Annotated in this window: 25 protein-coding genes; 17 read left to right on the forward strand and 8 right to left on the reverse strand. The window is 75.7% G+C overall.

What is annotated here, in order from left to right; translation table 11 throughout:
* The first annotated feature begins 99 nt into the window (after positions 1-99).
* The 5 genes from ACU4ZT_RS09945 to ACU4ZT_RS09965 all read left to right on the forward strand — a co-directional run bounded on the left by ACU4ZT_RS09945 (position 100) and on the right by ACU4ZT_RS09965 (position 4,834).
* Positions 100-1,851 (forward strand): sensor histidine kinase, encoded by a 1,752-nt coding sequence (locus ACU4ZT_RS09945; RefSeq protein ID WP_445337089.1) that lies wholly within the window; start codon positions 100-102, stop codon positions 1,849-1,851.
* The gene (locus ACU4ZT_RS09950; protein WP_414763441.1) at positions 1,848-2,555 is read left to right on the forward strand and encodes a response regulator; all 708 of its coding nucleotides are present in this window, start codon (positions 1,848-1,850) and stop codon (positions 2,553-2,555) included. The genes ACU4ZT_RS09945 and ACU4ZT_RS09950 overlap by 4 nt, the downstream gene beginning before the upstream one ends.
* 93 nt (positions 2,556-2,648) lie before the next feature.
* A complete protein-coding gene (locus ACU4ZT_RS09955; protein ID WP_414747863.1) occupies positions 2,649-3,695 on the forward strand; it encodes a M4 family metallopeptidase in 1,047 nt (348 codons plus the stop codon).
* 12 nt (positions 3,696-3,707) lie between these two features.
* Complete coding sequence (locus ACU4ZT_RS09960; protein WP_414146355.1) at positions 3,708-3,977, forward strand: protealysin inhibitor emfourin; 270 nt, start codon at positions 3,708-3,710, stop codon at positions 3,975-3,977.
* Positions 3,974-4,834: a DUF3097 domain-containing protein gene (locus ACU4ZT_RS09965; protein ID WP_445337090.1), complete on the forward strand. Its 861-nt coding sequence runs from the start codon at positions 3,974-3,976 to the stop codon at positions 4,832-4,834. The genes ACU4ZT_RS09960 and ACU4ZT_RS09965 overlap by 4 nt, the downstream gene beginning before the upstream one ends.
* 60 nt (positions 4,835-4,894) lie before the next feature.
* Here the strand turns inward: ACU4ZT_RS09965 and ACU4ZT_RS09970 are convergent, their stop codons facing one another.
* Positions 4,895-5,968, reverse strand: coding sequence for a LacI family DNA-binding transcriptional regulator (locus tag ACU4ZT_RS09970; RefSeq protein WP_063072145.1), 1,074 nt, complete (start codon positions 5,966-5,968; stop codon positions 4,895-4,897).
* 112 nt (positions 5,969-6,080) lie between these two features.
* Here ACU4ZT_RS09970 and ACU4ZT_RS09975 point away from each other — a divergent pair, with 112 nt between their 5' ends.
* The 5 genes from ACU4ZT_RS09975 to ACU4ZT_RS09995 are packed head-to-tail and all read left to right on the forward strand — an operon-like array spanning position 6,081 to position 11,814.
* Positions 6,081-7,289 carry an extracellular solute-binding protein gene (locus tag ACU4ZT_RS09975; RefSeq protein ID WP_270981707.1) on the forward strand — a complete coding sequence of 403 codons (1,209 nt, stop codon included), beginning with the start codon at positions 6,081-6,083 and terminating at the stop codon, positions 7,287-7,289.
* On the forward strand, positions 7,286-8,248 hold the full coding sequence (locus ACU4ZT_RS09980) for an ABC transporter permease (protein ID WP_063072146.1): 963 nt from the start codon (positions 7,286-7,288) through the stop codon (positions 8,246-8,248). The genes ACU4ZT_RS09975 and ACU4ZT_RS09980 overlap by 4 nt, the downstream gene beginning before the upstream one ends.
* Positions 8,248-9,063 carry an ABC transporter permease gene (locus tag ACU4ZT_RS09985; RefSeq protein WP_063072147.1) on the forward strand — a complete coding sequence of 272 codons (816 nt, stop codon included), beginning with the start codon at positions 8,248-8,250 and terminating at the stop codon, positions 9,061-9,063. Before ACU4ZT_RS09980 ends, ACU4ZT_RS09985 begins: the two co-directional genes overlap by 1 nt.
* A 7-nt stretch (positions 9,064-9,070) precedes the next feature.
* On the forward strand, positions 9,071-10,246 hold the full coding sequence (locus tag ACU4ZT_RS09990; RefSeq protein ID WP_270981705.1) for an ABC transporter ATP-binding protein: 1,176 nt from the start codon (positions 9,071-9,073) through the stop codon (positions 10,244-10,246).
* Positions 10,243-11,814 carry an inositol monophosphatase family protein gene (locus tag ACU4ZT_RS09995; RefSeq protein ID WP_414763442.1) on the forward strand — a complete coding sequence of 524 codons (1,572 nt, stop codon included), beginning with the start codon at positions 10,243-10,245 and terminating at the stop codon, positions 11,812-11,814. The genes ACU4ZT_RS09990 and ACU4ZT_RS09995 overlap by 4 nt, the downstream gene beginning before the upstream one ends.
* Positions 11,815-11,818: 4 nt before the next feature.
* Here ACU4ZT_RS09995 and ACU4ZT_RS10000 read toward each other — a convergent pair whose 3' ends face one another.
* Positions 11,819-12,775 (reverse strand): NUDIX domain-containing protein, encoded by a 957-nt coding sequence (locus ACU4ZT_RS10000; protein WP_270981703.1) that lies wholly within the window; start codon positions 12,773-12,775, stop codon positions 11,819-11,821.
* Positions 12,776-12,815: 40 nt separating this feature from the next.
* On the opposite strand from ACU4ZT_RS10000, the gene ACU4ZT_RS10005 reads away from it, so the two are divergent.
* Positions 12,816-13,295: a hypothetical protein gene (locus ACU4ZT_RS10005; protein ID WP_270981702.1), complete on the forward strand. Its 480-nt coding sequence runs from the start codon at positions 12,816-12,818 to the stop codon at positions 13,293-13,295.
* A 26-nt stretch (positions 13,296-13,321) separates the two neighbouring features.
* Here the strand turns inward: ACU4ZT_RS10005 and ACU4ZT_RS10010 are convergent, their stop codons facing one another.
* Complete coding sequence (locus tag ACU4ZT_RS10010; RefSeq protein WP_445337091.1) at positions 13,322-14,329, reverse strand: NADP-dependent oxidoreductase; 1,008 nt, start codon at positions 14,327-14,329, stop codon at positions 13,322-13,324.
* A gap of 117 nt (positions 14,330-14,446) precedes the next feature.
* Between ACU4ZT_RS10010 and ACU4ZT_RS10015 the strand changes: the two genes are divergently transcribed.
* On the forward strand, positions 14,447-15,229 hold the full coding sequence (locus ACU4ZT_RS10015; protein ID WP_081235071.1) for a Pr6Pr family membrane protein: 783 nt from the start codon (positions 14,447-14,449) through the stop codon (positions 15,227-15,229).
* Positions 15,226-15,975: a hypothetical protein gene (locus ACU4ZT_RS10020; protein ID WP_270981698.1), complete on the forward strand. Its 750-nt coding sequence runs from the start codon at positions 15,226-15,228 to the stop codon at positions 15,973-15,975. The genes ACU4ZT_RS10015 and ACU4ZT_RS10020 overlap by 4 nt, the downstream gene beginning before the upstream one ends.
* Here ACU4ZT_RS10020 and ACU4ZT_RS10025 read toward each other — a convergent pair.
* The gene (locus ACU4ZT_RS10025) at positions 15,972-17,477 is read right to left on the reverse strand and encodes a flavin monoamine oxidase family protein (RefSeq protein WP_445337092.1); all 1,506 of its coding nucleotides are present in this window, start codon (positions 17,475-17,477) and stop codon (positions 15,972-15,974) included. The two genes, ACU4ZT_RS10020 and ACU4ZT_RS10025, sit on opposite strands and share 4 nt — an antisense overlap.
* 43 nt (positions 17,478-17,520) lie before the next feature.
* On the opposite strand from ACU4ZT_RS10025, the gene ACU4ZT_RS10030 reads away from it, so the two are divergent.
* The gene (locus tag ACU4ZT_RS10030; protein ID WP_063072156.1) at positions 17,521-17,940 is read left to right on the forward strand and encodes an RNA-binding S4 domain-containing protein; all 420 of its coding nucleotides are present in this window, start codon (positions 17,521-17,523) and stop codon (positions 17,938-17,940) included.
* Between the two features lie 67 nt (positions 17,941-18,007).
* Here the strand turns inward: ACU4ZT_RS10030 and ACU4ZT_RS10035 are convergent, their stop codons facing one another.
* Positions 18,008-18,973: a 3-methyladenine DNA glycosylase gene (locus ACU4ZT_RS10035; protein WP_445337093.1), complete on the reverse strand. Its 966-nt coding sequence runs from the start codon at positions 18,971-18,973 to the stop codon at positions 18,008-18,010.
* A gap of 92 nt (positions 18,974-19,065) precedes the next feature.
* Here ACU4ZT_RS10035 and ACU4ZT_RS10040 point away from each other — a divergent pair, with 92 nt between their 5' ends.
* The 3 genes from ACU4ZT_RS10040 to ACU4ZT_RS10050 all read left to right on the forward strand — a co-directional run bounded on the left by ACU4ZT_RS10040 (position 19,066) and on the right by ACU4ZT_RS10050 (position 21,094).
* Positions 19,066-19,500 (forward strand): hypothetical protein, encoded by a 435-nt coding sequence (locus ACU4ZT_RS10040; RefSeq protein WP_063072157.1) that lies wholly within the window; start codon positions 19,066-19,068, stop codon positions 19,498-19,500.
* 219 nt (positions 19,501-19,719) lie between these two features.
* Entirely contained in the window at positions 19,720-20,748 is a 1,029-nt protein-coding gene (locus ACU4ZT_RS10045; RefSeq protein ID WP_063072158.1) for a hypothetical protein, read from the forward strand.
* Positions 20,749-20,836: 88 nt separating this feature from the next.
* Positions 20,837-21,094, forward strand: coding sequence for a hypothetical protein (locus tag ACU4ZT_RS10050; RefSeq protein WP_063072159.1), 258 nt, complete (start codon positions 20,837-20,839; stop codon positions 21,092-21,094).
* A 42-nt stretch (positions 21,095-21,136) separates the two neighbouring features.
* Here the strand turns inward: ACU4ZT_RS10050 and ACU4ZT_RS10055 are convergent, their stop codons facing one another.
* From ACU4ZT_RS10055 to ACU4ZT_RS10065, 3 genes are all read right to left on the reverse strand, one after another.
* On the reverse strand, positions 21,137-22,117 hold the full coding sequence (locus tag ACU4ZT_RS10055) for a J domain-containing protein (protein ID WP_270981689.1): 981 nt from the start codon (positions 22,115-22,117) through the stop codon (positions 21,137-21,139).
* Positions 22,114-23,778, reverse strand: a complete 1,665-nt coding sequence (locus ACU4ZT_RS10060; protein WP_063072161.1) for a stealth family protein — start codon at positions 23,776-23,778, stop codon at positions 22,114-22,116. The genes ACU4ZT_RS10055 and ACU4ZT_RS10060 overlap by 4 nt, the downstream gene beginning before the upstream one ends.
* Before the next feature lie 122 nt (positions 23,779-23,900).
* The gene (locus ACU4ZT_RS10065) at positions 23,901-24,368 is read right to left on the reverse strand and encodes a hypothetical protein (protein ID WP_445337094.1); all 468 of its coding nucleotides are present in this window, start codon (positions 24,366-24,368) and stop codon (positions 23,901-23,903) included.
* Positions 24,369-24,372: the final 4 nt, after the last annotated feature.

Consider the following 24,372-nt stretch of genomic DNA (forward strand, 5'->3'; position numbering starts at 1 on the left):
CGCCGGGTACCCGTCAGGATCGCGCAGGCGCGGCCGAACCCCGGCGTTGTGTTCATAATGTTCCTGCCGGGGTGACCGCCGCGGAGGCGAGGAGGCGGCATGGCGGAGCGCGCGCTCCCCGCACGCCCGGGCCGGACGAGACGCCGGCGCCCCGCGCTCCCCCGCGGCATCGCCGCGCGGCTCCTCGTGGTCCAGCTCGCCGTGCTCCTCGTGGTGGCGGTGGCGGCCACCGCGGCCCTCTGGTCGGACTCCCGCCAGCGTGCGGAGCAGGCGGCGGCCGACCGCAGCCTCGCCGTCGCGACGACGGTGGCCGACTCGCCGCGGGTGGCGGAGGGGCTGGCGTCCGCGGATCCGACGGCGGCGCTCCTCGACTACTCGCTCGACGTGACGCGCGACACGGGCGTGGACTTCGTGACGATCATGGACCGCGACACCGTCCGCGTCACGCACCCCGATCCCGACCAGATCGGCCGGCGCTACCTCGGCACGACCGGGCCCGCGCTCGCCGGACGTCCGCTGACCGAGACCTTCACCGGAACGCTGGGCCCCAGCGTGCGCGCCGTCGTCCCCGTGCGGGACGCGGCGGGCGGGATCGTCGGGCTCGTGTCCGCGGGCGTGACCGTCGAGCGCGTCTCCGAGGTGCTGGGCGCGCGGCTGCCGGGGCTCCTCGGGACGGTCGGCGCGCTCGCGCTGCTGCTCGCCGCGGGCGCGGTCCTCCTCAGCAGGTCGCTCGAGCGGACGACGTGGGGTCTCGGCCCCGAGGAGATGGCGCGGATGCTCGCCTACTACGAGTCGGTGCTTCACTCCGTGGGCGAGGGCATCGTGCTCGTGGACCGCGACCGGCGGCTCGTGCTGCACAACGACCAGGCGGCCGAGCTCCTCGACCTCGACGTGGATCCGACCGCCGGGCCCGTCGAGGTCGCCGCGCTCGGGCTGCCCGCGCCCCTCGAGCGGCTGCTCGCCGGCGGGACGACGGCCGACGAGGTCGTGCACCTGCCCTCCGGCCGGGTCGTCGTCGTGACGCAGCGCCCCGCGCTGCCGACGGGCCGCACCGGCAGCGCCGCCCGGCTCGGGACGGTGACGACGCTCCGGGACCGGACGGAGGTCCAGCGTCTGTCGGGCGAGGTCGCGACGCTGCGGACGCTCTCGGACGCCATGCGGGCGCAGACGCACGAGTTCGCGAACCGGCTGCACACGATCGTGTCGCTCATCGAGCTGGAGCGTCCGCGGGAGGCGCTCGCCCTCGCGGCGTCGGAGCTCGAGACCGAACGGCGGGCCGCGGCGGGGGGCCTCGCCGAGGGCGCGGATCCGGTCGTCCAGGCGCTCGTGCGCGGGAAGACGGCGCAGGCGGCGGAGCGCGGCGTCGAGCTCGCCGTGCGCGTCGCGGACGGCACGGGCGCCCCGGGCGTCGCTCCCGCCGACCTCGTGACCATCGTGGGGAACCTGGTCGACAACGCCATCGACGCGGCCGCCGATCCGTCGCGCGCCACCGCGCGCGGCGACGACCGGGGTCGCGTGGAGCTCTCGCTGGCGCGGACGGACGACGGCGCGCTCCTCGTCGAGGTCGCGGACGACGGGCCCGGCGTCGATCCCGCGGTGCGTCCGCGCGTGCTCGAGTTCGGGGTGACCACGAAGCCGGACGCCGGGGCGCCGCGCGGGGTCGGCCTCGCGCTCGTCGCGCGCACGGCCGAGCGGCTCGGCGGCACGGTCGAGGTCGGCGACGCCGACGCGCGGCTGGGCGGCGCCCGGTTCCGGGTCGTGCTGCCGGCGGATCCGCGGGCGGGGCGGGGCGACGGCGGGTCGTCCGCGGCCCGCTCGGGCGACGACGACGCGACGGGGGTGCGCACGTGATCCGCGTGCTGGTCGTCGATGACGACGCGCTCACCGCGGAGGCGCACGCGGCGTACGCCGGCCGGCTCGACGGGTTCGAGGTCGTCGGCGTGGCCCACACGGGCGGCGAGGCGCTGCGCCTCATCGCCGAGGCCGGGCCCGACGGCATCGACCTCGTGCTCCTCGACATGACGCTCCCCGACATGCACGGGCTCGAGGTGTGCCGCCGGCTGCGCGCCGCGGGCTGGGCGACCGACGTGGTCGCGGTGACGGCGGTGCGCGACCAGGCCGTGGTGCGCAGCTCCGTCACCGCCGGCATCGTGCAGTACCTCATCAAGCCCTTCACGTTCGCGGCGTTCGCCGAGAAGATGGCGGCCTACGTCGGGTACCGCGAGGGCCTCGACGCCGGGAGCCGCAGCACGACGCAGCTCCAGGTCGACCGGGCGCTCGCCGCGCTGCGCTCCCCCGCGACGGACGCCCGGCTGCCGAAGGGGATGTCGGCGGAGACGCTCGACCTCGTGCGCGGCATCGCCCGGGGTTCCGGCTCGGCCGCCGAGCGCCCCGCGGACGGGGTCTCAGCGGCGGAGGTGTCGTCCGTGCTCGACGTCTCCCGGGTGACCGCCCGGCGCTACCTGGAGTACCTCGCGGACGTCGGCCAGGTGGAGCGCGTGCCGCGGTACGGGACGCCGGGCCGACCGGAGCTCGGCTACCGCTGGACCGGCTGAGGCACGGTACGGCACGAGGCCCCGGGGCGCGACCCCGGGGCGGGATCCGCCCGCACCCGTGACGATGTCGGCGCCCCGTGCGAGTCTCGGGGAATGAGACGCACGATCCTCCCGCCGTACCTGCTGACCCGCCTCGCCGAGGCCGACCCGGACCGCATGTCCGCCGCGCGCCAGGCCGCGCGCCGCGCCCTCCGCGACCAGGGGCCGCTCATCCACGAGCGGCGGGGACCGGGCGCCGCACCCGACGCGTCGGCGCTCGCCGACCGCGACCCCTCCGGGATCCACCGCACGATCTCCGACGCGGGGAACCGCGAGGTGCTGCCCGGCCGCACCGTGCGGGTCGAGGACGCGCCCGACACGGGCGACAGGGAGGTGGACGAGGCGTACGCCGGGCTCGGCGCCACCTACTCCCTCTTCTCCGAGATCTACGGCCGGGAGTCGCTGGATGACCGCGGCCTGCCGCTGCTCGCGACGGTGCACTACGGCGAGGAGTACGACAACGCGTTCTGGGACGGCACCCGCATGGTCTTCGGCGACGGCGACGGCGAGGTCTTCGCGCCGTTCACGCGCTCGCTCACGGTCATCGGCCACGAGCTGACCCACGGGGTCACCGAGCTCACGCTGGGCCTCGTCTACCAGGGCCAGTCGGGCGCGCTCAACGAGTCGATCTCCGACGTGTTCGGCGTGCTCGTGGAGCAGCACGCGCTCGGGCAGACCGCGGACGAGGCCACCTGGCTCGTCGGGGCGGAGCTGTTCCTCGACCGGTCGACGGGCGTCGCGCTCCGCTCGATGCGCGCTCCCGGCACCGCGTACGACGACGACGTGCTCGGGAAGGACCCGCAGCCCGGCCATCTCGACGACTACGTGGAGACCGCGGAGGACAACGGCGGCGTCCACATCAACTCCGGGATCCCGAACCGCGCCTTCTTCCTCGCGGCCAGCGGCATCGGGGGCACGGCCTGGGAGGGCGCCGGCCGCGTCTGGTACGACGTCATCGAGACCGGCTCCGTGCGCCCCGACGCCGACTTCGCCGCCTTCGCCCGGGCCACGGTCGACGCGGCGTCCGCGCGGTACGGTGAGGGCGCGTCCGAGGTCGCCGCGGTCCAGGCGGCGTGGGAGGGCGTCGGGATCGAGGTCTAGGTGGAGATCGCCGTGTCGCGCACGGGCGGGATGGCGGGCATGACCCGCACCTGGTCGGTGCGCGTGGACGACGGCGCCGACGAGCTGGCCGGCTGGAGCGCGCTCGTCGACGCGTGCCCGTGGGACGAGCCCGCCGCGCCCACCCCGGGCGCCGATCGCTTCGTCTACCTCGTGCGCGCCGGCGACCGCGAGGCGCGCCTCGGCGAGGCCGCGGTGGACGGCCCGTGGCGTCGGCTCGTCGACCGGGTGCGCGACGCGTCCCGTGAGAACCTCGGAGGATGACGCCGCCTCCCTCCCCCGACGACCGCTACGGACAGGACGTGCTCGCCGCCGGATGGCGCGGGCCCGCGAAGAAGGCGCCTCGGCCGCAGGACGCGACGCGCGACCTCGTGGTCGAGGAGCTGTCCACCGGGTTCTGCGGCGCGATCGTGCGCGTCGAGTCCGGCATGGTCGTGCTCGAGGACTACAAGCGGAAGCAGCGCACGTTCCCGCTCGGCGGGTCCTTCCTCCTCGAGGGCGAGCCCGTCGCCCTGCGCGTGCCCCGCGCCGCGCCCGCCGGCCCCGCGCGCACGGCGTCCGGATCCCTCGCGGTCGCCGACGCCAAGGCCCGCGTCGCGCTCCCGAGCCGGATCTTCGTGGAGGGCCGGCACGACGCCGAGCTCGTGGAGAAGGTGTGGGGCGAGGACCTCCGCATCGAGGGCGTCGTCGTCGAGTACCTCGAAGGCGTCGACCACCTCGACGAGGAGCTCGACCGCTTCCGCCCGGGCAAGGGCCGCCGCGTGGGCGTGCTCGTCGACCACCTGGTGCCGGGATCCAAGGAGAGCCGCATCGCCGAGGCCGTCGCCCGCGGGCCGCACCGCGCGCACGCGCTCGTGGTCGGCCACCCCTACGTCGACGTGTGGCAGTCGGTGAAGCCCGGGCGGCTGGGCCTCCGCGAGTGGCCCGTCATCCCGCGGAGCGTCGAGTGGAAGCACGGGATCTGCGCCGCGCTCGGCTGGCCGCACGCGGAGCAGGCCGACATCGCGCGGGCGTGGCAGCGGATCCTCGGCCAGGTGCGCTCGTACCAGGACCTCGAGCCCGCGCTCCTCGGCCGGGTCGAGCAGCTCATCGACTTCGTGACGGATCCCGCGGGGCGGTAGCCCCCTCCGCCCGTCCCGCGGCGTGCCCCGCGCCCCGCGGCGTGCCCCGTGCCCCGCGGCTCAGGCGGGCGCGGCCGCGGTCTCGCCCGTGCGCAGGCGGACCGGGAGCACCACGTCCGCGGCCGCGCGCCCCGCGAGCAGCTCGCCCACCATGCGCCCCGCGTGCAGGCCGCGGTCGTGCAGCGGCTGCTCCACGGTGGTGAGGCGGCGGCCGAGCCAGGGCAGGTCGGCGCCGTCGAAGCCCGTGACCGTGAGGTCCTCCGGCACGCGGAGACCGCGCGCGGCGGCCGCCTGCAGGGCACTCGCGGCGAGCATGTCGTTCTGCGCGAGGATCGCCGTGGGGGGCGACGGCAGGTCGAGCAGCACGCCCGCCGCGGCCTCGCCCGCGTCGAGGTCACGTCCGCCGGCCTCCACGCGGACCGCGTCGGGGAAGACGCTGCGCGCCGCGCGGAGGCGCTCGCGGATGGTGCGGTTGACGATCTCCTCGAGGCCCTGGCCGACGGGCACGACCGGTCCGGGCGGGCCGTCCTCCTCGATGCGCGTCGTGCGCATCAGCACGCCGACGCGGCGGTGGCCGAGCGCGCGTACGTGCCGCGCGAGCTCGCCCATGCCGCGGGCGTCGTCGATGTCGACCACGGCGACGCCGTCGCCGTGCGGCCCCTCGACGCCGACGATGGGGATGCGGCGCGCACGGAGGCCCGGCAGGAGCGCGTCGACCTCCTCGCCGCGGGTGAGGAAGACGACGGCGTCGACGGGCATGCCCTCGAGCAGCGGCGCGGCCCCGGCGTGCGGCTCGCGGCGGCCGGGCAGGAGCAGCTGCCCCACGTCGAGCTCGTCGAGCGCCTCCGAGAGGCCAGCCATGGTCGCGAGGGCGACGGGGTTCTGGAACGCGCGCCGGATGCTGCCCGCCACCACGACGCCGACGATGCCCGAGCGCCCGCTCTTGAGCGAGCGGGCCATCGGATCCGGGCCCGCGTAACCGAGCTCCGCGGCGGCGCGCAGGATCCGGGCGCGCGTGGCCGGCGTGATGGACCCGGTGCTGCGGTACGCGAGGGACGCCGTGGAGGTCGAGACCCCCGCAAGGGCGGCGACGTCGGCGAGCGTCACGGAGCTGCGGGGTGAGTTCCTCCTCATGCCGCTCACCTTATTGACGGCCCGCTCCCCGGCGCGCACGTTCGCCCTCGGGGAGCCGGATCGCAACGTTCCGTTCACGTCCGGGCCACCAGCGGGCCGCACCATCGAAACGATGCGATCCGCATCGTCCCCCGAGCAGAAGGACACCCGACCCGTGATCCCCCGCCGTCACCTCCTCGCCCTCGCCGCCGCCGCGTCCGCCGCCGTCGCGCTCGCCGGCTGCGCGCCCACCACGAGCAGCGAGGCCCAGGCCCAGAACCACGCCGTGACCGACGCCTCGGGCAGCGCCCGCGTCTTCATCTCCGGCGACACCAACGTCAAGGCCCTCTGGGACGACGGGATCATCCCCGCGTTCGAGAAGGCGAACCCCGGCGCCTCCGTCACCACGACCCTCGACCTCCACGGCGAGCACGACGCCCAGACCATGGCGACGCTCACGAGCTCGGTGCAGGGCGGATCCGACCCCGGCTACGACCTCATCGACGCGGGCTTCACGGCGGCCGCCGGCACCGGCGGGCTCCTCGCGCCCGTCTCCGCCGGCACCATCCCGAACCTCGCCACCGTGCCCGACGCGACCGTGCAGGCCGGCGGCGGCTTCGGGATCCCCTACCGCGCGTCCTCGGTGCTCCTCGCCTACGACTCCACCAAGGTGTCGACGCCGCCGAAGACCCTCGACGAGCTGCTGTCGTGGATCACCGCGAATCCGGGCGAGTTCGCTTACAACTCGCCCGCGACGGGCGGCTCGGGCAGCGCGTTCGTCACGACCGTGCTCGACTCCCACCTCGACGACGCCACGCGGGAGAAGATGACGACCGGCTACGACCAGTCGCTCGAGGGCGCGTGGGACGCCGGCTTCGACCAGCTGAAGAGCCTCGACCCCGCCATGTACCAGGGCGGGGTGTACCCGAACGGCAACAACCAGGTGCTCGACCTGCTCGGCACGGGCGCCATCGAGATGGCCCCCGTCTGGAGCGACCAGGTCATCACCGCGCAGAAGTCAGGCACGCTGCCCTCCACGGTGAAGTACGCGCAGATCTCGAACCCGGCCTTCACCGGCCACGCGTCCTTCCTCGGCATCCCGAAGACGGCCGCGCACGCGGACGTCGCCCAGAAGCTGGCCGACTACGTGCTCTCCGCGGAGGGCCAGGCCGTCGTCGCGAGCACCATCGCGGGCTACCCCGTGATCGCGCTCGACCAGGTGCCGGAGGACCTCAAGGCCCAGTTCGCGTCCGCCGACCCGACCGAGCTGCGCCCCGGCTACAACAGCAAGATGGCGTCGGACATGGCGAACCTCTGGGACCAGAAGGTGCCCGGCCAGTGACGGCGATCCGGCAGTCGGCCCCCGCCGCGCCGGTCGCCCCCGCACGGCGCGCGACCCGGGTGTCCCCGGGCGCGCGCCGCGCCGGCATCGGCCTCGCGCTCGCCCTCCCGCCCGCGCTGCTGCTCGCGGTGTTCGTCGGGATCCCGGTGGTGCTCGCCATCGGGTTCAGCCTCGGCCACACCGGCGGGCTCAACAGCACCATCGCGTCCATCGGCCTCGGCACGCGGACCGCGACCGACTGGTGGGGCACGCTCGACGCGTACGCGGACGTGTTCCAGGACCCGCGCTTCCTGCGCGACCTCGGCGTGACCGTCGTCGTCACGGTGGTCTCCACTGCCATCGTGATCGCGCTGGCCCTGGCGATCTCGCTCAACCTCCGCCTCCGCGGCGGCCGGCTCGCGACGCTCTTCGCGGGGCTCGCGGTCATCCCGCTGTTCATCCCCGTCGTCATCGCGTCGTGGGCGATCCTCACCTTCTACTCGGGCGACGGGTTCGTGCGCACGGTCTTCGCGCTCATCGGCCTCGAGGGGCCGACGTGGGGCTACACGACGGTCGCGGTGGTCATCGGATCCGTCTGGACGAGCCTCCCCTTCGCCACGCTCATGGCCACCTCGGGCGTGCAGGGCATCCCCGACGCCATGATCGAGGCGGCGCGCGACGCCGGCGCGTCCACCTGGGCGATCGTCACCCGCGTGCTCGTGCCGCTCGCCGCCATCCCGCTCGTCATCGCGACGACCTTCACGGCGATCGGCGTGCTCGGCTCCTTCACGGTGCCGTACTTCACGGGACCGAACGCGCCCAGCATGCTCGGCGTCGACATCTCGAAGTACTTCACGGGCTTCAACCACCCGCAGCAGTCCATCGTCATGGCCATCGTGGTGTTCGTCCTGGCGTCGGGGATCGCGTTCCTCTACGTGCGGGCGAACTTCCGCTCCGCGAAGGCGGAGGGCCGGGTCTGATGCGCGCGCTCCTCTCCGCCCGCGGCGGGGTCCAGGCCGCGCTCTTCGCGGTCGTCGCCGTCTTCGTCCTCGGGCCGCTGCTGTGGCTCGCGGCGCACGCGTTCGCGACCTCGTGGGACTACCCGAGCCTCCTCCCCGCCGGCCTCACCCTCGACTGGTGGCAGGTCGTGTTCTCGGACGCCGAGCTCGGCGCGGCCGTCCGCAACTCGCTGTACTTCGCGCCCATCACGGTGCTGGTCTCGGCGCTCGTGTGCCTGCCGGCCGCCTACGCGTTCTCGCGGTTCCAGTTCCCCGGGCGGCGGATCCTGCTGGTGGGCCTCTTCGCGACCAACGCGTTCCCCAAGATGGGCCTCTTCGTCTCGATGGCGTCGCTCTTCTACGGGCTGCACCTGATGAACACGGTGACGGGCATCGTCATCGTGCAGCTCATCGGCACCGTGGTCTTCATGACCTGGATCCCGGCCGCCGCGTTCAGCGCCGTGCCGCGCTCCCTCGAGGAGGCCGCGCGCGACGCGGGCGCCGGACGCGTGCGGACCTTCCTGCACGTGACGCTGCCGCTCGCGCTGCCCGGGATCCTCGTCGCCGTGCTCATGTCGTTCCTCGCCGCGTTCGACGAGGCCCAGGGCACGTACCTCGTGGGGGCACCGGTCTACATGACGATGCCGACCGAGATGTACTCGCTGGTCCTCAACCACCCGGTGCAGGTCGCCGCGGTGTTCTCGATCCTCCTCTCCCTGCCCTCCGTCGCCCTCCTCCTGCTCGCCCGCCGCCACATCATGGGCGGGCGTCTGGCCGAGGGCTTCCAGATCCGTTAGGCCGGTCATGTCCGCATCCGCATCCCCCACCACGGCGACAGCGCCGCTCCCCCACGACGACGGCACGGGCACGCGTCCGGCGTCGGGCCTCGTCGTCGCCGGCCTCTCCAAGGACCTCGGCGGCCGCACCATCGTCGACGACCTCCACCTCGACGTCGCGCGCGGCGAGCTCGTCGCGCTCCTCGGCCCGTCCGGCTGCGGCAAGACCACGACGCTCCGGATGATCGCCGGGTTCCTCGAGCCCGACCGCGGCTCCGTCGTGATCGGCGGCCGCGACGTGACCGCGTCCGGCCCCGACAAGCGGCCGAGCGCGATGGTGTTCCAGAACTACGCGCTGTGGCCGCACCTCACGGTCTTCAAGAACGTCGCCTTCCCGCTGACGCTCCGGAAGCTGCCGAAGGACGAGATCGCCCGTCGGGTGATGGCCGCCCTCGAGACCGTGAACCTCGCGCACCACGCGCACTCGCGTCCCGCGCACATCTCGGGCGGTGAGCAGCAGCGCGCGGCCCTGGCCCGCGCCATCGTGCAGGAGCCCGACCTGCTGCTCCTCGACGAGCCGCTGTCGAACCTCGACGCGAAGCTGCGCGTGAAGGTGCGCGAGGAGATCCGCGACATCCAGCAGCGCCTGGGGATCACGACCGTCATGGTCACGCACGACCAGGACGAGGCGCTCGCCATCTCCGACCGCGTCGCCGTGATGCACCAGGGCCGCATCGAGCAGGTGTCGGCCCCGACCGAGCTGTACGCGCACCCGCGGACGCTCGTGGTGGCGTCGTTCATCGGCAGCATGAACCTGCTGCCCGCGCCGCGCCTGTCGGGCACGACGCCGGAGACGGTCGGCGCCGAGGCACCCGTCGCCTTCGCGCCCACCTCCGCCGACCCCGACGTGTGGGCGGTGCGTCCCGAGGACGTCGCCTTCGCGCCGCGCGGTCCGCGCTCGGAGGCGGACGCGACCTCCGTCGTGGTGCGCCGGGTCCTCCCGCACGGCCACTTCCAGGAGCTCGTGCTCGACGCGGGCGGCGTGGAGGTGCGTGCCCTCACGACCGGCGTCGCGCCCTCCGTGGGCGACGGCGGCACGGTGACGCTCCGGGACGTCCGGCACTACCGCGGCGGCACGCTCGTGGGATCGACCGCCGGCACCCCGGCGTCGACCGCGACGACGGCATCGGACGAGATCCGATGACGACCGCGACCGCCCACCGCGGCGACTCCTCCCGGCACCGCGAGAACACGCTCGCCGCGATCCGCTCGGCCGCCGAGTCCGGCGCGACGACCGTCGAGGTCGACGTGCAGGTCACGCGCGACGGCGAGGTCGTGCTCGTGCACGACGCGACGCTCGAGCGCCTGTGGGGCCTCGACGCGCGCGTCGCGGACGTGGACGCGGCCGTCGTCCGCGATCTCGGCGGCGGCGACCTGCGGATCCCGCTCCTCGCCGAGGCGCTCGAGCTGCTCGCGGGCACCGACGTGGAGCTCGTCATCGATATGGCGTCGCCGGATCCCGCCGCCGCCGCCCACGCGGTCGTCGCCCGGGTGCCGCGCACGCCGCGCGTCGCCTGGTGCGGGCACCTCGCGGGCATGCGGGTGATCCGCTCCCTCGACGCCGACGCCGTGATCTGGCTGCCGTGGGCCGACGCCGTGCCGCCGACCGCGGGCGAGCTCGCGGAGCTCCGGCCCGCCGTCGTCAACATGCCGCACCTCCTCGTGGGCCGCGCGCTCGTCGAGGCGGTGCACGCCCAGGGCGCCCGCGTCGCGGCGTGGACGGTCGACGCGCCCGAGCAGATGGCGTGGCTCGCCTCCATCGGGGTGGACGCCATCACCACGAACCGGCTGCCGCTCCTCCTCGAGGTGCTCGCGCGCAGCGAGGCCGGTGCCGCGGAGGCCGGGTCGCCCGCCGCCGAGCGGATCCGGGCCCGCGCCGTCGCGCGCGACCTCGCCGGGTGGGCCGTGCAGCGCGTCCGCTCGCACGAGGTGGGCGACGTGGACACCAAGGCCAACCCCGCCGATCACGTGACCGAGATCGACCGCGCCGTCGAGCGCGACGTGCGCGACGTGATCGGCGCGCAGTTCCCGCACCACGTGCTGGTCGGCGAGGAGTACGGCGGCGAGGCCGTGCCCGGCCGCCCGTGCTGGTACCTCGACCCCGTCGACGGCACCGCGAACCTCGCCAACGGCGTGCCCTGGACGAGCTTCTCGCTCGCGCTCGTCGTGGACGGGACGCCCGTCGTGGGGATCGTCGCGGATCCGTGGCGCGGCACGGTCGTGGAAGCCGCCGCGGGCGAGGGCGCCTGGTGCGACGGGGAACGCATCGACCTCGCGGCGACGCCGCACGGGGTCGCGCCCGACGCCGATCCGCTGCGGGGCCGCATGGTGAGCACGGAGCTCGCCGGGCACGCGCCGTGGCCGGGGATGCTGCCGCTGCTCGCGGCGCTCGCCGACCGGTTCTGCACGATGCGGGTCATGGGATCCGGCACGCTCACGGTCGCGGGCATCGCGCTCGGGCACGGCGCGGGCGCGGTGATCGGGTCCTTCGGGCCGGTCGACCACCTCGCGGCGACGCTCATCGTGCGCGAGGCGGGCGGCGTGGTGCTCGACGCGGACGGCGACGACACGCTGTTCCCCGCGTCCGGCGGCGTGCTGGCGGCGCGCGACCGGCCGACCGCGGAGGCGCTGCACGCCCTCTGGCGGGCCGGGATCACGGACGCCCTGACGGCTGCCGTGCCGGCGCCGCCGCTCGCGGCCCTGGCGGGCTGAGCCGCTAGTCCGCGTCGCGGTCCGCGCGCGCGTCGAGCAGCGCGCGGATCCGACCGGGCCCCGTCACGCGCGCGCCGAGCCCCTCGACGCGCGCGACGAGCCCGCGGTCCGCCGTGACGACGACGACCTCGCGTCCGGCGTCGCGGGCCGCCCCGACGACGCGCACGATCTCCGCGTCGCCGTCGGCCGGGGCGGCGACCACGGCCACGCCGGGCGCGCGCAGGGTGGGCCCGCCCGGATCCGCGACGGGTGCCGCGGGAAGCGACGCGCCGCGCCCCTGGCCCTCCACGACCGCGACGACGTCCGGCCAGCGCACGGCGCCGGGCAGGCCGAGGTCGTCCGCGGGCAGGCCGTCGCGCGCGAGCAGGTCGAGCCCGGCGAGGAGACGGGACGTGGATCCCGCGCGGTCGCGCCACCACCCGTCGGGCCGGGAGCCGAGGAGGTTCGCGGTGTCGACCACGAGCGTCACGTCCCGCGCGAGCTCCCCGCGCAGCATCGGCCAGGATCCGCCGAAGCCCGGGTGCAGCGGCAGCGCGTCGACCTCGTCGACGGGCACCCAGCGCAGCTCGATGCTCTCCGCGTCCGCGACGCGGGGCGCGAAGGGCCGGAGGACGCGCGCGGTGACGGTCGTGTAGCTCCAGAAGCCGAGGTCGAGCACGGTCGCGAGCAGCGGGCGGATCCCCGCCGGCGGCACGCCCGCCTCCTCCGCCGACTCGCGCGCGGCTCCGTCGACGGCGGATTCGCCCGCGTGGCGGGCGCCTCCGGGCAACCCCCACGTGCCGCCGTGGTGGCTCCAGGCGACCCGGTGCTGCAGGAGCACGCCGCGGTCGGGATCGTGCACGAGCAGGCCCGCCGCCCCGAACGCGCCCCAGTAGCGCTGGCCCTCGGGGCTCTCGACCCAGGCGTCGCCGCTGTCTCGGGGCACCCCGCGCGGGGGCTCGGGCGGGCGCTCGGCGGTCATGGCCCCACCATCTCACGCGCTCCTTCGATAGCGTCGGGGCATGTCGTGCATCAGGTTCACCACCGCCGCGCAGCTCGAGGCCCTGCACCGGACCGCGCCCGCCGTCCTCACCGCGGAGGAGGCCGCCGCGCTGCATCCCGCGCCCGAGGTCACCCCCAGCAAGATCCGCCGCCTGCGCCTGCTCGCCGAGCACCGCGACCCCAAGGTGCGCGAGAGCGTCGCCAGCAGCCGCCACGCGCCGCTCGACGTGCAGCACGCGCTCGCGCACGACGCCGACGAGGGCGTCCGCGCCTGCCTCGCGCGCAACCCGGTCGCGCCCGCCGAGGTGCTGACGGTGCTCGTGGGCGACACCTCGGAGCGCGTGCGCTCCTGGCTCGCCGTCAACGACGCGACACCGTCGGCAGCGGTCGCGCTGCTCGAGTGCGACGAGTCCCCCGCCGTCCGCGACCTGCTGCTCTGGCGCGAGGCCCACATCGAGCGCCCCGCGGAGCCGGAGCCCGCCGAGGTCGTCGCCCGCTGACGACGCCCGCCGAGCGGGGCTCCGGGTCAGGCGCGCCCCTCCGCCACGTCGCGCGCCTTCGCCGTGCTGCGGCGGTCGCCCGGGTAGTGCACGGGCCGCATGCCGAGCACGATCTTGCCGCGCGCGTGCCGACGCTCCAGGTCGTCGAACGCGTCCTGCACCTCCGCGAGCGGGTAGAAGCCGGACACGAGCACGTCGACCTCGCGCTTGGCGGCGAGCTCCGCGACCGTGGCGAGCGTGCGCGAGCGGTGCACGTCGTCCTCCTCGACGGGCGGCAGCACGGCCTCGAGCTCGAGCTCCCGGCGGTCGTCGCTCGAGCTGAAGCGCTTGCCCGCGACGCCCAGCTCCTCGGCCACGTGCTCGCCGCCGCCGAAGTTGTCGATGAAGCCCTGCACGCCGTTCGGGGCGGCCTTCCGGATCCGGTCGGCCAGGCCGTCGCCGTAGACGACGGGCGTGACGCCGATCTGGCGCAGGTAGTCGAAGTTGCGCTCGCCGCAGGTGCCGATGACCCGGGCGCCGCGCCGCATCGCGAGCTGCGCCTGGATGCTGCCGACGCCGCCGGCCGCCGCGGTGACGACGAGGGTGTCGCCCTCGCCCACCGTGACGGCGTGCAGCACGTCGTGGGCCACGAGCCCGGCGAGGAAGAGGCCGCCCGCGATCTCCCACGGGAGCTGCGCGGGCTTCAGCACGAGGTTGCCCGCGGGCACGACCACGTGCGTCGCGTGCGCGGCCATGACCGTGTGGCCGAGGACGTCCTGCCCCTTCTTGAACCGGGTCACGCCCTCGCCGACGGCCGCGATGCAGCCGGCGAAGTCGCTGCCCTGCCCGTTGGGGAACGCGGTCGGCACCTCGTCGGGGAACCGGCCCTGGCGGATGTACGCCTCGATGTGGTTGATGCCCGCCGCGAACACCTCCACGAGGACCTCGCCGGGTCCGGGCGACGGACGCGGGACGTCGACGACCTCGAGGACGTCGACGCCGCCGAAGGACCCGAACTGCACCTGCTGGGTGGTGGATCTCGATGAAGGGCTCATGCGCGTCATCCTGCCGTCCCCGGCCGCGGCGCGCGAGGGCGCGGAGGCGATCGTGAGACTCGCGTTCGTAGACTGGATGCGGCCGGGCAGCCTCGAGTCGGCCGCGATCGGAGTGCCGTGCAGAGGATCCTCGGTGCCGTGCGCCTCATCGCCGCGGTGGTGGGCGCGATCGCGCTCGCCGGGGACCTCGACTACGTGCAGGGTTTCACGAGCTTCGCGACGGCCAACTGGTTCAGCTACTTCACGACGCAGAGCGGCATGGCCGGGGTCGTCGTGCTCGCCGCCTCCGGCGTGCACGCCCTCCGCGGCGGGGTCGAGCCGCGCCTGATGGCGGCCGTCCGCGCGATCGTCGTCAGCTACATGGTGGTCTCCGGCGTCGTGTTCGGGCTCATCGTGCTGGAGTCGAGCGCGCAGTCCTACCACGTCGAGGTGCCGTGGTCGAGCCGGCTCCTGCACTTCGTGCTGCCGGCCTACGCGCTCCTCGACTGGACCCTCGCACCCGGTCGCCCGCGCGTCCCCTGGCCGGCCGTGGGCTGGGCGATGGCGTACCCGGTGGCGTGGTGCGCGTTCACGGAGGTGCGCGGGCCGCGCGTCGGCTGGTACCCGTACTTCTTCATGGACCCGGCGCAGGTCGGCGTGCCGCTCGGCATCGCGGCCTGGTTCGCGCTCGTGGCGGGGGTGCTCGCGGCGATCACGGCCGTGGTCGTCGCGCTCAGCCGGATCCGGCCGGCGGACGTGCCCTCGGCGCACGGACGGACGGCATCGCGCGACCGCGGGGCCGACGGGACGGCGGACGCCCCGGCCGACCCCGGTCGCGCCGACGCCCCGGCGGAGCACGACGGGTCGCCCGACGACGCGTCCGACCCGGCCCGGCGCCGCCGTGCGAGCATCGGACGGTGACCCTCCCCGACGCGCGACCGCCCGGCGATGCCGGTCCGAGCGGCCACGGCCTCGAGCTGCGCTGGCCGACCGTCATGACGCGCGACGGCGATCCGGAGGCGGTCGTCGTCGACGTGGTGAACGAAGGGGACGCGCGCTGGATCCCGACGGGCGAGTCGCTGCTCGCCTTCGGCGCCATCACGGCCCCGGGCGCGCCACCGCCGGGGATCGCGTTCGCGTTCGCGGGAGGCCCGCGGCGTGCGGTGGCGCTCGACCCCGGCGATCGCACGCGCGTCCCCGTCTCGATCCCCGACGGCGACTGGGCGGAGCTGGAGCCCGGCCCGCACGACGTGCACGCGGTCCTGATCAGCCCGCACGTCCGCGCCGCCGAGCCTCTCCGCGTGACGATCACGGCGGAGATGATCGCGCGCCGGTGCGCCGCCGTCGCGCGGGTGCCGCGGCACGACGCCGACGCCGTGCGTCGCTCCCGCGAGGCGACCATCGCGTGGCTGCGGGCGCGGACCGCCGCGGGCGACGCGCTCGTGGCGCTCGCCGGGGAGCTCGCCCGGGCGGCGTCCGCCGCGGACGCCGTGGCCCGGATCCGCGCCCTGCTCGACACCGACGAGTCGACGGCGCAGCTCCTGCTGGGCACGCCCCTGGACATGCTCCTGCCCTCCGCCGTCGCGGCCGGCCGACGCGAGCTCGCCGACGCCGAGGAGCGTCGCGACGCGTCGGCGCGGGCCGCCGACGCGTCCGGTCCCGCCTAGGACGCCGGGGTCGCGCTGCCGTCGGGCGCGGGCGTCGGCGTGGCCGTGCCGTCCGCGACGAGCGCCGGATCGGCGAAGGGCGCGAGCGTCCGCAGCGCCGCCTCGCGCAGGGTCGCGTCGTCCATCCGCGCGACCCGCTCGGCGGCCTGGGCCCCGACCTCGGCCATGAGGACGGGCTCGCCCGTGATCGGCAGCAGGTTGTACCAGCGGGTGTGGCTGCCGCCCGCGTCGTGCGAGGTCCAGACGGTGGCGGTCGTCGACCAGAACGGCTCGCGGAATCGCAGCCACACGCGGTCGGCGCGGCCGGCCCCGAGCGCCCGGATGGCCGTGTCGTGCGCCGCGGGGAGCGCCGGGTCGAAGGCGATGGCGCCCTCCTGCAGCACGCCGAGCGGGACCGTGACGACCACGCGGTCGACGGAGAGCGACTCGCCCGATCCCAGGCGGATGCCCACGCGCCCGTTCCCGTAGGAGATGCGCGAGACGGTGGACTCGCGGAGCACGTCGATCCGCTGGTCGCGCAGGAGGTGCTGCACCAGGCCCGCGAACCCGCCGGTGACGGCGACGTTGGCGACCGGCGCGGGCTCGTCGAGGCCGTGGGCCGCGGACAGGTCGCCGGGCGCCGCGCCGTGCGCGATGGCGACGTCGGTGGCGAGGAGGCCCGCGAGGCGCGAGGCCGGCGAGGCCGCTCCGCCCTCGATCGCGAGCGCGTCGCCGCCGGTGGCGAGGAGGGCGGCGGACACGCTCGCATCGGCCGACCGGGTGCGCGCCCAGGTGCGCGCGGCGGCGAGGGCGTCGGATCCGGCGGTCGAGGGCTCGAGCACCTTCCCGTCGGGGCCGCGGTCCTCGGCCACGAGCGCGAGCCCGTAGCGGGAGAGGCCCGCCGCCTCGACGGCGTCGCGGAGGGCGCCGTCGGGGTCGGCGGCGATCCAGAGCGCGCCGAGCTCCGCGGGCTGGGGCCAGTCGGGTCCGGTGACCGCCCGGATCCGGCCGCCGAGGTCCGCGCGCGCCTCGACGAGGACGACGTCGTGTCCCGCGTCGCGGAGGGCGCGGGCGGCGGCCGCGCCCGCGATGCCGGCGCCGACGACGGCGATCCGCTCGGATCCGGCGCCCGCCCGCTGGACCTCGGCGGCGGCACGCAGCCCGGACGCGTGCGCGCCGGCGACCGTGCCGGGACGGTCCGCGCTCGTGGCCTCGCCCGCGAAGAAGAGGCGGTCGGCCACGGGACGGGCGAGCGCATCGCGGTCGGCCGAGGTCGCGCCCGGACGCAGGTAGCTGCCGGCCCCGCGCGCGAAGGGATCGCCCGACCAGTCGGAGCGCGCGAAGGCGACGGGCTCGGGCACGCCCGCCGCGGTGATCGTCGGCGTGGGGCCGGGGGTCGACGTGCCGGGCGGCGTGGCCGGGGGCGTCGCGGGGGCGGGGGTCGTCCGCGTGCACGCCGCGAGCCCGAGGAGCGAGAGCCCCGACGCGGAGGCGGCGAGGAGGGTGCGGCGGGAGATCGACATGCTCCGGTCAGCGTACCGGGGAGCCGTCGCCTAGGGTCGGGGCATGCCCATCGACGACGCGCCGGCCCCGCTCCCCGGCGGCCAGGCGGCCGTCCGGGTCGACAGCTGGCTGTGGGCCGTGCGCGTCTACAAGACGAGGTCGCAGGCGACGGCCGCGTGCCGGGCGGGCCACGTGCGCGTCGGCGACGAGCGCGCGAAGGCCTCGCAGGCGGTCCGGCCGGGCGACGGGGTGCGGGTGCGCGTCGCGGGCGCCGAGCGGATCCTCGTCGTGCGCCGCACGCTCGTGAAGCGCGTCGGTCCCGCCGTCGCGGCCGAGGCGATGACCGACCTCACTCCCCCGCCGCCGCCCCGGGACGCCGCGCCGGCGACCGTCGTGCGCGACCGCGGCGCCGGGCGGCCGACGAAGCGCGACCGGCGCGACATCGAGCGGCTGCGCGATCCCGAGGGCATGCGCGGACGCTGATCCCGTGACGCCCGCACGCCCGTCCGGCGCAGCCGGCCGCTCCCGCGACGGACGGACCGGTCGCGCGTCAGAGCCCGGCGGCGGCGACGCGGCGTGCGTGCGCGAGCTCGCCGAGGATCCGCTGCCGCAGCGCGTTCGACCGCTCGGCGAACCCGCGCTGCTCCGCCGCGTAGCGCGCCTTGCCCGCGGGCTCCTCGATCCGCACGGCCTCGAGCCCCAGCCCCGAGACGTCGTACGGGCTCGCGCGCATGTCGAGGGAGCGGATGTCCCGGGCCAGCTCGAACGCGTCGAGCAGCACCTCCCCGGCGACGAGCGGGCCGAGCTTCGTCGCCCACTTGTAGACATCCATCCCGGCGTGCAGGCAGCCGGGCTGCTCGAGGTCGGGCTGCGTCTCTCGGGTCGGCGCCAGGGCGTTCCGCGGCACGGCCTCGGGCGTGAAGAAGCGGAACGCGTCGATGTGGGTGCAGGCCAGCCGGTGCGTCTCGACGACCTCGTCGGTCGCGGCGGATCCGAGGCGCAGCGGCAGCCGCTCGTGCCGCTGCTCACCCGGCCCCACCCTGTAGACCATGGCCCACTCGTGCAGGCCGAAGCAGGAGAAGCGGCCGGGGCGGGCGGCGGTGCGGGAGAGGATCCGCTCGACGAAGGAGGCGGTGGACCCGCGCGCCTCGAGGTACGAGGACGCGTCCACGCGGACGCCGCCGTCCGTCGCGTCGTCGGCCGCGGCGTACCAGCGCCAGGCCGCGCGCTCCTCGCCCGCCGCGCCCGCGAGCACGACGCCCGCGCCCGGATGCCAGCGGCGCAGCAGCGACGGCTTGTGCGGGTAGTAGGTGAAGAGGAAGTCGTCCACCTCGTGCGTGCGGCCCGCGAGGCGGCGCTCGCGGAAGCCCGCGGAGAAGGCGTCGGCGCGCTCCCCGTGGCGGTCGGCCCGGTCGCGCCAGTCCGCCGGGTCGAGGATCGCGGGGGCGGCGCGCTCCCCCGCGCCGGTCGCCGGATCCGCCGCGGGCGCGGGCAGGAGGTCGGCGGCGGGGATCACCCGTCGAGGCTACCCGCGGCGGGCGCGCGATCCGGCGACGACGGGTCGGGGATCCCGCCCGCCGGGGAGCCGCGGGTGGATAGCATTGGCGCATGGATGACGACTCCCCTCTCACGCCTCCCGGCGTCGCCGGCTACACGATCACCGAGATCGTCGAGAGCGAATCGGGCGGCGAGCCCCTGTTCATCTCCGCGATCCTCCTCGACGGCGAGCACGTCGCCAACTGGATCTCGACCGACCTCGACGAGGACGACGGCATCGTCGCCGACATCGACCACGCGTTCGGCGGCCCGGCCACCGACCGCATGTTCCGCCAGGCCGCGGCGATCTTCCCGGACGCCGTGCTGTCCGAGATCCTCCCCGAGCTCGTCAGCTTCCTCTGGGTCGTGGCCGACGTCGCGGGCGTCGCCGACGACCAGGACCTCGACTTCGAGGCCGCCATCCGCATCGTCGCGGCCGAGGGCGACCTCGACGCGCAGGACCGCGACCTGCTCGGCCGCCTCGAGGGCCTGAAGCGCATCGACTGAACCGCCGTCTCCGAGCGCGCCGTCCGCATCGCGGGCGGCGCGCTCCTGCGTGGGCCGCGGGTGTGGAGGGGCCGGGCGCCCCGTGCTCCGGAGGCCTAACGTGGGCCTCCCGTCTCGATCCTCGCCGCGGCCTCGCCCGCGGCCCCGAGGCGCGGGGCGCCCACGGCGCATCATGAGCGCCGGACAGCCGGCGCCCCACGGGAAGAGGCCGACCACCGCATGATCAACGAGACGCTCATCGACACGCCGCCCCAGCTGTGGCGCACCTCGGAGCTGGTCGACAACGCCCGGCGCTACGTCGACGGCGTCGACGACCGCACGCCCGACCGTCTCTTCCTCGCCCTGAACACGCTCACGCTCGTGCTCGCCCGGTCGGGCCGGGCGGCGCAGGCGTCCGCGCTGCTCGACCGCGGCATCCAGGCGGCCGACCGGCTGATGCGCACGGACCCGGACGCGATCCGCTTCGGCATCGAATGCGTCATCAACCACGCCGACCTCCTGCGGTACTCCGGTGAGCCGCGCGCCGCGATCGCGCTCCTCCGGGAGGTCCACGAGCTGTCGAGCGGCCGGCAGCCGGATCGCCCGGAGATCCGGGGCGTGGACCTCGTGCGCGGCCGGGACGCGAGCCCGGCGGTGCTCGGCGGGGCCATGTTCATGCTGCGGCTGCGCAGCCGGATCTCGCTGCTGAAGACGCTCGTCGCCGTCGGCGACGAGCGGGAGGCGCTCGCGTTCGCGCGGCGCGCGGCCGAGGAGAGCGGCGACAGCGGTGGCCCGCTGCTCGACGTGGCGCTCGACTACGTCGCCGGGCTCGACGACGCGCCCCCCGCCGCACCGAGCGCGTCGGCGCCCGCCACGGCCCTCCAGGTCTGCCAGCTGATCCGCACCCGGTCCCGGCTCGGACTTCCCGTCCTCCCCGTCGAGGAGTTCGACGCCGCCGTCGACCGCGTCGTCGCGAGCACGACGCTGCACAACCCGCGCACGCCGATCCTGTGGCGGGTGGCCCACGCCCGTGCGGCGGGTCTCGACGGGCGGGTCGAGCAGCACCTGGGCGCCATGGGCGACGCGTGCGTCGCCGCCGGCGACAGGCGCCTGCACGAGCGCGCCCTGGTGTTCGCCGGACGGGAGGCCGGGGACGCGCGTGCGCTCTTCCCGGATCCGCGCCCGGACGCCCGGGAGCTCGACGCGCTCGCCGGCGCCTTCACCCGCTGCGTCGACGGGGTCGCCGCGCCGCTCGCTCCCGCCGTCTGAGGGCCCTCACCTGGCCCCGCGGGCCGGGCCCCGCTCACCGGGCCCCGCCCGCCCGGACGCGCGCGGGGCTCCGGCGTACGGTCGATGCATGAGCGACTCCGACATCGATCCCCTGTCCACCGTCCAGGGCGCCCCGGGCGTCACGCAGTCCATGCCGGGTGAGGCCGACTCCGACTCCGCCGTCGGCGGCACGGTCCCCGACGGCGAGTCCATCCAGCACGTCGACGACGACGAGGCTCCCGGCGACGGCGGCCTCTCCAGCGGCGGCGACTCGCTCGGCTCCGACGAGGACGCGGCCGACACCGCGTCCGGCGCGGGCGACGCGCCCACGGACCTGCCCGCCTGATCCACCCGCCCCCCGAGCGCGCGCGGCGGCCTCGGCCCGGTGTCAGCCCGCGGCGGGCCCGAGCAGCGTCAGCCGCTCGCGGAGGAGCGCTCGCACGGCGTACGGATCGGCGACGCTGAGCCGGCCCTCCTCCGAGACCCCGTCGCGGAGCACGAGCGGCAGGACGGACCGGCGGACGACGAGCGCCCCGCGGTTGCGGCCGCGCTCCACGCGCTCGACGGGGTGGGCGAGCGCGTCGTCCGGCACCACGACCACGGCCGCCGCGAAGCGGACCCCCGCCGAGGCCGCGAGCGACCGGGCCGCGCCGACCAGCCACGTGACGGGCGCGTCGCCCGGCGCGAGGGCACCGTCGGGATCCGGTGCGACGGGCTGCAGCTCGCCGCGCACGAGCTGGACGTCCGTGCCCCAGTCCTCGGAGCTGAGCGCGAAGAGGCCCGCGGGGGCGAGCACGACGTGGTCGACCTTTCCCGCGCCGTCGAGCGGCCGCACGTCGTGGAAGATCGTGGCGCCCATGCCGAGCGACGCCGCGGCGCGTGCCGTCGCCTCCTCGGCCAGGGCCTTCGCGAGCAGCCAGCGGACGTCGCGCGGGGCGCGGCGCACGAGCTCGGGCGACCAGGGATCCACGCCGAGGTCGGCGCCCGGCGCGACGCCCTGCCACGCCGCCACGCGGTCGAGGTAGTGGGCGCGGGCGAGCGCGCCGGCGACGCCGTGGACCGCGGCGCCGAGACGCGTGCCGGATCCGGGTGCGGGCGCGTACCCGGCGTCGTCCGGGCCGAGCGGGTCGTCGTCCGCGGTCGCCGGACGGCCCTGTCCGCGGTCGTACGCGGCACGGTCGGCGGGCTCCCCCACCAGCTCCCACGCGCGCTGCACCGCGTGGAAGAGGTGCGCCTCGCCGCCCGTGTCCGGATGCGTGGCGCGCACCAGCCGGCGGTACGCGGCGCGGACGGTCGCGGTGTCGGCCGCGGGATCCACCCCGAGCACCTCGTACGGCGTGCGGTCGGCGGGGCTCCCCGCGCGGCTCACTCGGCGGGAGAGGCGGACGCGTCGGCTGCGGCCTGGTCGGCGACCTCCGCCTCCCACGGCGCCGGAATGCCGTAGTAGCGCTCGAGGAAGTCCTGCACCCGCGCCTGGCGCTCGTCGGCCGGGACCTCCGGGAAGGAGCCGTCGTTGAGGCAGAAGAAGTCCTGCGAGCGGCGCTTGAGGAGGCCGGGGAGGAGATCCAGACCGGCGCGCGACGTGGTGTCGACGTAGGCGACCTTCGCGTTCTCCTGCTGCACCGCCCGGGCCGTCATCTGCGCGTAGTAGTGGTACAGCGAGTTGGTGACCGAGATGTCGGTGCTGGAGCGGAAGCGGCTGAGCTGCGTGCGGTGGAAGTCCTCCGCGAACTCCTGCTCGAGCTCCAGCAGCACGCTCTTGCGCAGCGGCGTGGCCGCGTGCTCGAGGTGGCGGGTGATGAGGCGGCCGAAGCGCTCCATGAGGAGCCGGCGGTTGACGCGCGCCGAGTTCTCGAAGCCGCTGCGGTCGCTGTCGTTGTCGCCGAGGCCGATGCGCGTGGACGCCTCGATGAACTTCGTGATGCCGCCGGGCGAGAAGAACATGCCGGGCTGCACGGGACGGCCGAAGAACATGTCGTCGTTCGAGTAGAGGAAGTGCTCGCTGAGCCCCGGGATGTGCTGGAGCTGCGACTCGACGGCCTGCGAGTTGTGCGTGGGCAGCGCGGCGGGATCCGTGAAGAACTCCTCGCTGCGCACGAACGTGACGCCGGGGTGCTCGGCGAGCCAGGCCGGCTTCGGCGAGTCGGTGACGATGAAGATCCGGCGCACCCACGGTGCGAACAGGTAGACGGAGCGCAGCGCGTACTTGAGCTCGTCGATCTGGCGGAAGCGCGCCTCGGAGTCGTCGCCCTCGCCGACCACGACGTCCTTCATCCGCTCGGCGCGGCGCTTCTGGAACTCGGGGTCGTTGCCGTCGACCCAGGAGAAGACCATGTCGATGTCGAAGGTGATGTCGGACGCCTGCGCGTCGAACATGCCCCGGAGCGTCTTCCACTCGTGGCCGTACATCTCGACCGTGGTGGGCACGACCTCGGCGGCGGGGAGGATCTCGCGCGTGAGCGAGTTCTCGACCGGCCACACGATGGTCTCGCCCTCGAAGCGGAAGAACTGCAGCTCGACCGCGGTGGACGCCCCGTACGCGAGGAGGCCGTCCGGCTCGATGCGCGGGCGGTAGAGGCGGAAGATCCCGGCCTCGGGGTTGTCGGTGAGGCGGCCGTCGGCGACGAGGAGCGGCGGGCGGCGGCGGCCGTCGACGGTCTTGGCGTAGAGCGGCTCGTCGGCGCACGCGGTCACGAGCGCGCGCACCACGGTGTCGCGGTTCTGCACGTCGATGGCGATGACGGGGCGCTCGTCGTTGCCGCGGATGAGCCAGAAGTCGATCCCGGTCGCGAGCAGCGCGTCCCGGATGAAGAGGAGGTCGGTCACGAGCGCCTGGTGCGGCGTGAGCGTGCGGTTGACCAGCGTGGCGAGGCCCTTGCGGATGACGACGTCGGGGCGGTGGTGCGTGGTCGGCCACGTGGCGGGCGCGGGGGCGACCGCGTCGTCCTGGCGGGAGTACTCCTCCTCGCTGGTGGCCGGATCGACCGTCGGCTCGAGCGCCACGTTGAACTGCCGTGCGCTGCCCGCCATGGATCATCCCCTTGGTGCTTCTCGTGTGCCGATGCGTGCGCCTGACCCGACCGGTGGCGACGGATCATCCTACCGAGCGGTGGACCGCGCCCCCGGTCAGGAGCCTCCCGCGGACGGTGCGGTCAGCGCGGCGGCGCGGCTCCGGGCAGGGCCGGACGCGGCGACCCGTCGGCGTCCCGCCCGAGCCGCGCATGCAGGAGGAGGACGAGCGCCGAGCCGGAGAGCACGCCGTCGAGGATCCCGGCGGGCAGCAGGAACACCATGAGCACGAGCGTGACGACGCAGAGGATCGCGGCGAGCGCGAGGCCCCAGAGCCGGTCGCGCCAGAGGCCGACGCCCGCGGTGATCCGGAGGGCCGCGAAGATCCCGCTCATCGCCATCATCGGGTAGAGGTTCTCGCGGAGGTACGCGAGGGCGAAGACGTCGGCGTGGTCGGTGATCGTCGCCTGCGGGATGCCGAGCGCGAGCAGGACGACGAGGCCCACTGCGACCAGGCCCTCCATCAGCGCGCCCTGCACGAGGAGCAGCACGGCCGCGGCGCGGAGCTCGCGGCGCGGACGGCTGGCGCGGGCGGTGGTGCGGTCGCTCATGGTC

Source organism: Clavibacter davisi (assembly GCF_052751415.1).

Excerpts from the sequence above, each read along its gene's own strand:
- ACU4ZT_RS09945 (WP_445337089.1), top strand. The coding sequence starts at position 100 with ATGGCGGAGCGCGCGCTCCCCGCACGCCCGGGCCGGACGAGACGCCGG.
- ACU4ZT_RS09955 (WP_414747863.1), top strand. The coding sequence starts at position 2,649 with ATGAGACGCACGATCCTCCCGCCGTACCTGCTGACCCGCCTCGCCGAG.
- ACU4ZT_RS09965 (WP_445337090.1), top strand. The coding sequence starts at position 3,974 with ATGACGCCGCCTCCCTCCCCCGACGACCGCTACGGACAGGACGTGCTC.
- ACU4ZT_RS09970 (WP_063072145.1), bottom strand. The coding sequence starts at position 5,968 with ATGAGGAGGAACTCACCCCGCAGCTCCGTGACGCTCGCCGACGTCGCC.
- ACU4ZT_RS09975 (WP_270981707.1), top strand. The coding sequence starts at position 6,081 with ATGCGATCCGCATCGTCCCCCGAGCAGAAGGACACCCGACCCGTGATC.
- ACU4ZT_RS09985 (WP_063072147.1), top strand. The coding sequence starts at position 8,248 with ATGCGCGCGCTCCTCTCCGCCCGCGGCGGGGTCCAGGCCGCGCTCTTC.
- ACU4ZT_RS09990 (WP_270981705.1), top strand. The coding sequence starts at position 9,071 with ATGTCCGCATCCGCATCCCCCACCACGGCGACAGCGCCGCTCCCCCAC.
- ACU4ZT_RS09995 (WP_414763442.1), top strand. The coding sequence starts at position 10,243 with ATGACGACCGCGACCGCCCACCGCGGCGACTCCTCCCGGCACCGCGAG.
- ACU4ZT_RS10000 (WP_270981703.1), bottom strand. The coding sequence starts at position 12,775 with ATGACCGCCGAGCGCCCGCCCGAGCCCCCGCGCGGGGTGCCCCGAGAC.
- ACU4ZT_RS10005 (WP_270981702.1), top strand. The coding sequence starts at position 12,816 with ATGTCGTGCATCAGGTTCACCACCGCCGCGCAGCTCGAGGCCCTGCAC.
- ACU4ZT_RS10010 (WP_445337091.1), bottom strand. The coding sequence starts at position 14,329 with ATGAGCCCTTCATCGAGATCCACCACCCAGCAGGTGCAGTTCGGGTCC.
- ACU4ZT_RS10025 (WP_445337092.1), bottom strand. The coding sequence starts at position 17,477 with ATGTCGATCTCCCGCCGCACCCTCCTCGCCGCCTCCGCGTCGGGGCTC.
- ACU4ZT_RS10030 (WP_063072156.1), top strand. The coding sequence starts at position 17,521 with ATGCCCATCGACGACGCGCCGGCCCCGCTCCCCGGCGGCCAGGCGGCC.
- ACU4ZT_RS10040 (WP_063072157.1), top strand. The coding sequence starts at position 19,066 with ATGGATGACGACTCCCCTCTCACGCCTCCCGGCGTCGCCGGCTACACG.
- ACU4ZT_RS10045 (WP_063072158.1), top strand. The coding sequence starts at position 19,720 with ATGATCAACGAGACGCTCATCGACACGCCGCCCCAGCTGTGGCGCACC.
- ACU4ZT_RS10050 (WP_063072159.1), top strand. The coding sequence starts at position 20,837 with ATGAGCGACTCCGACATCGATCCCCTGTCCACCGTCCAGGGCGCCCCG.
- ACU4ZT_RS10060 (WP_063072161.1), bottom strand. The coding sequence starts at position 23,778 with ATGGCGGGCAGCGCACGGCAGTTCAACGTGGCGCTCGAGCCGACGGTC.
- ACU4ZT_RS10065 (WP_445337094.1), bottom strand. The coding sequence starts at position 24,368 with ATGAGCGACCGCACCACCGCCCGCGCCAGCCGTCCGCGCCGCGAGCTC.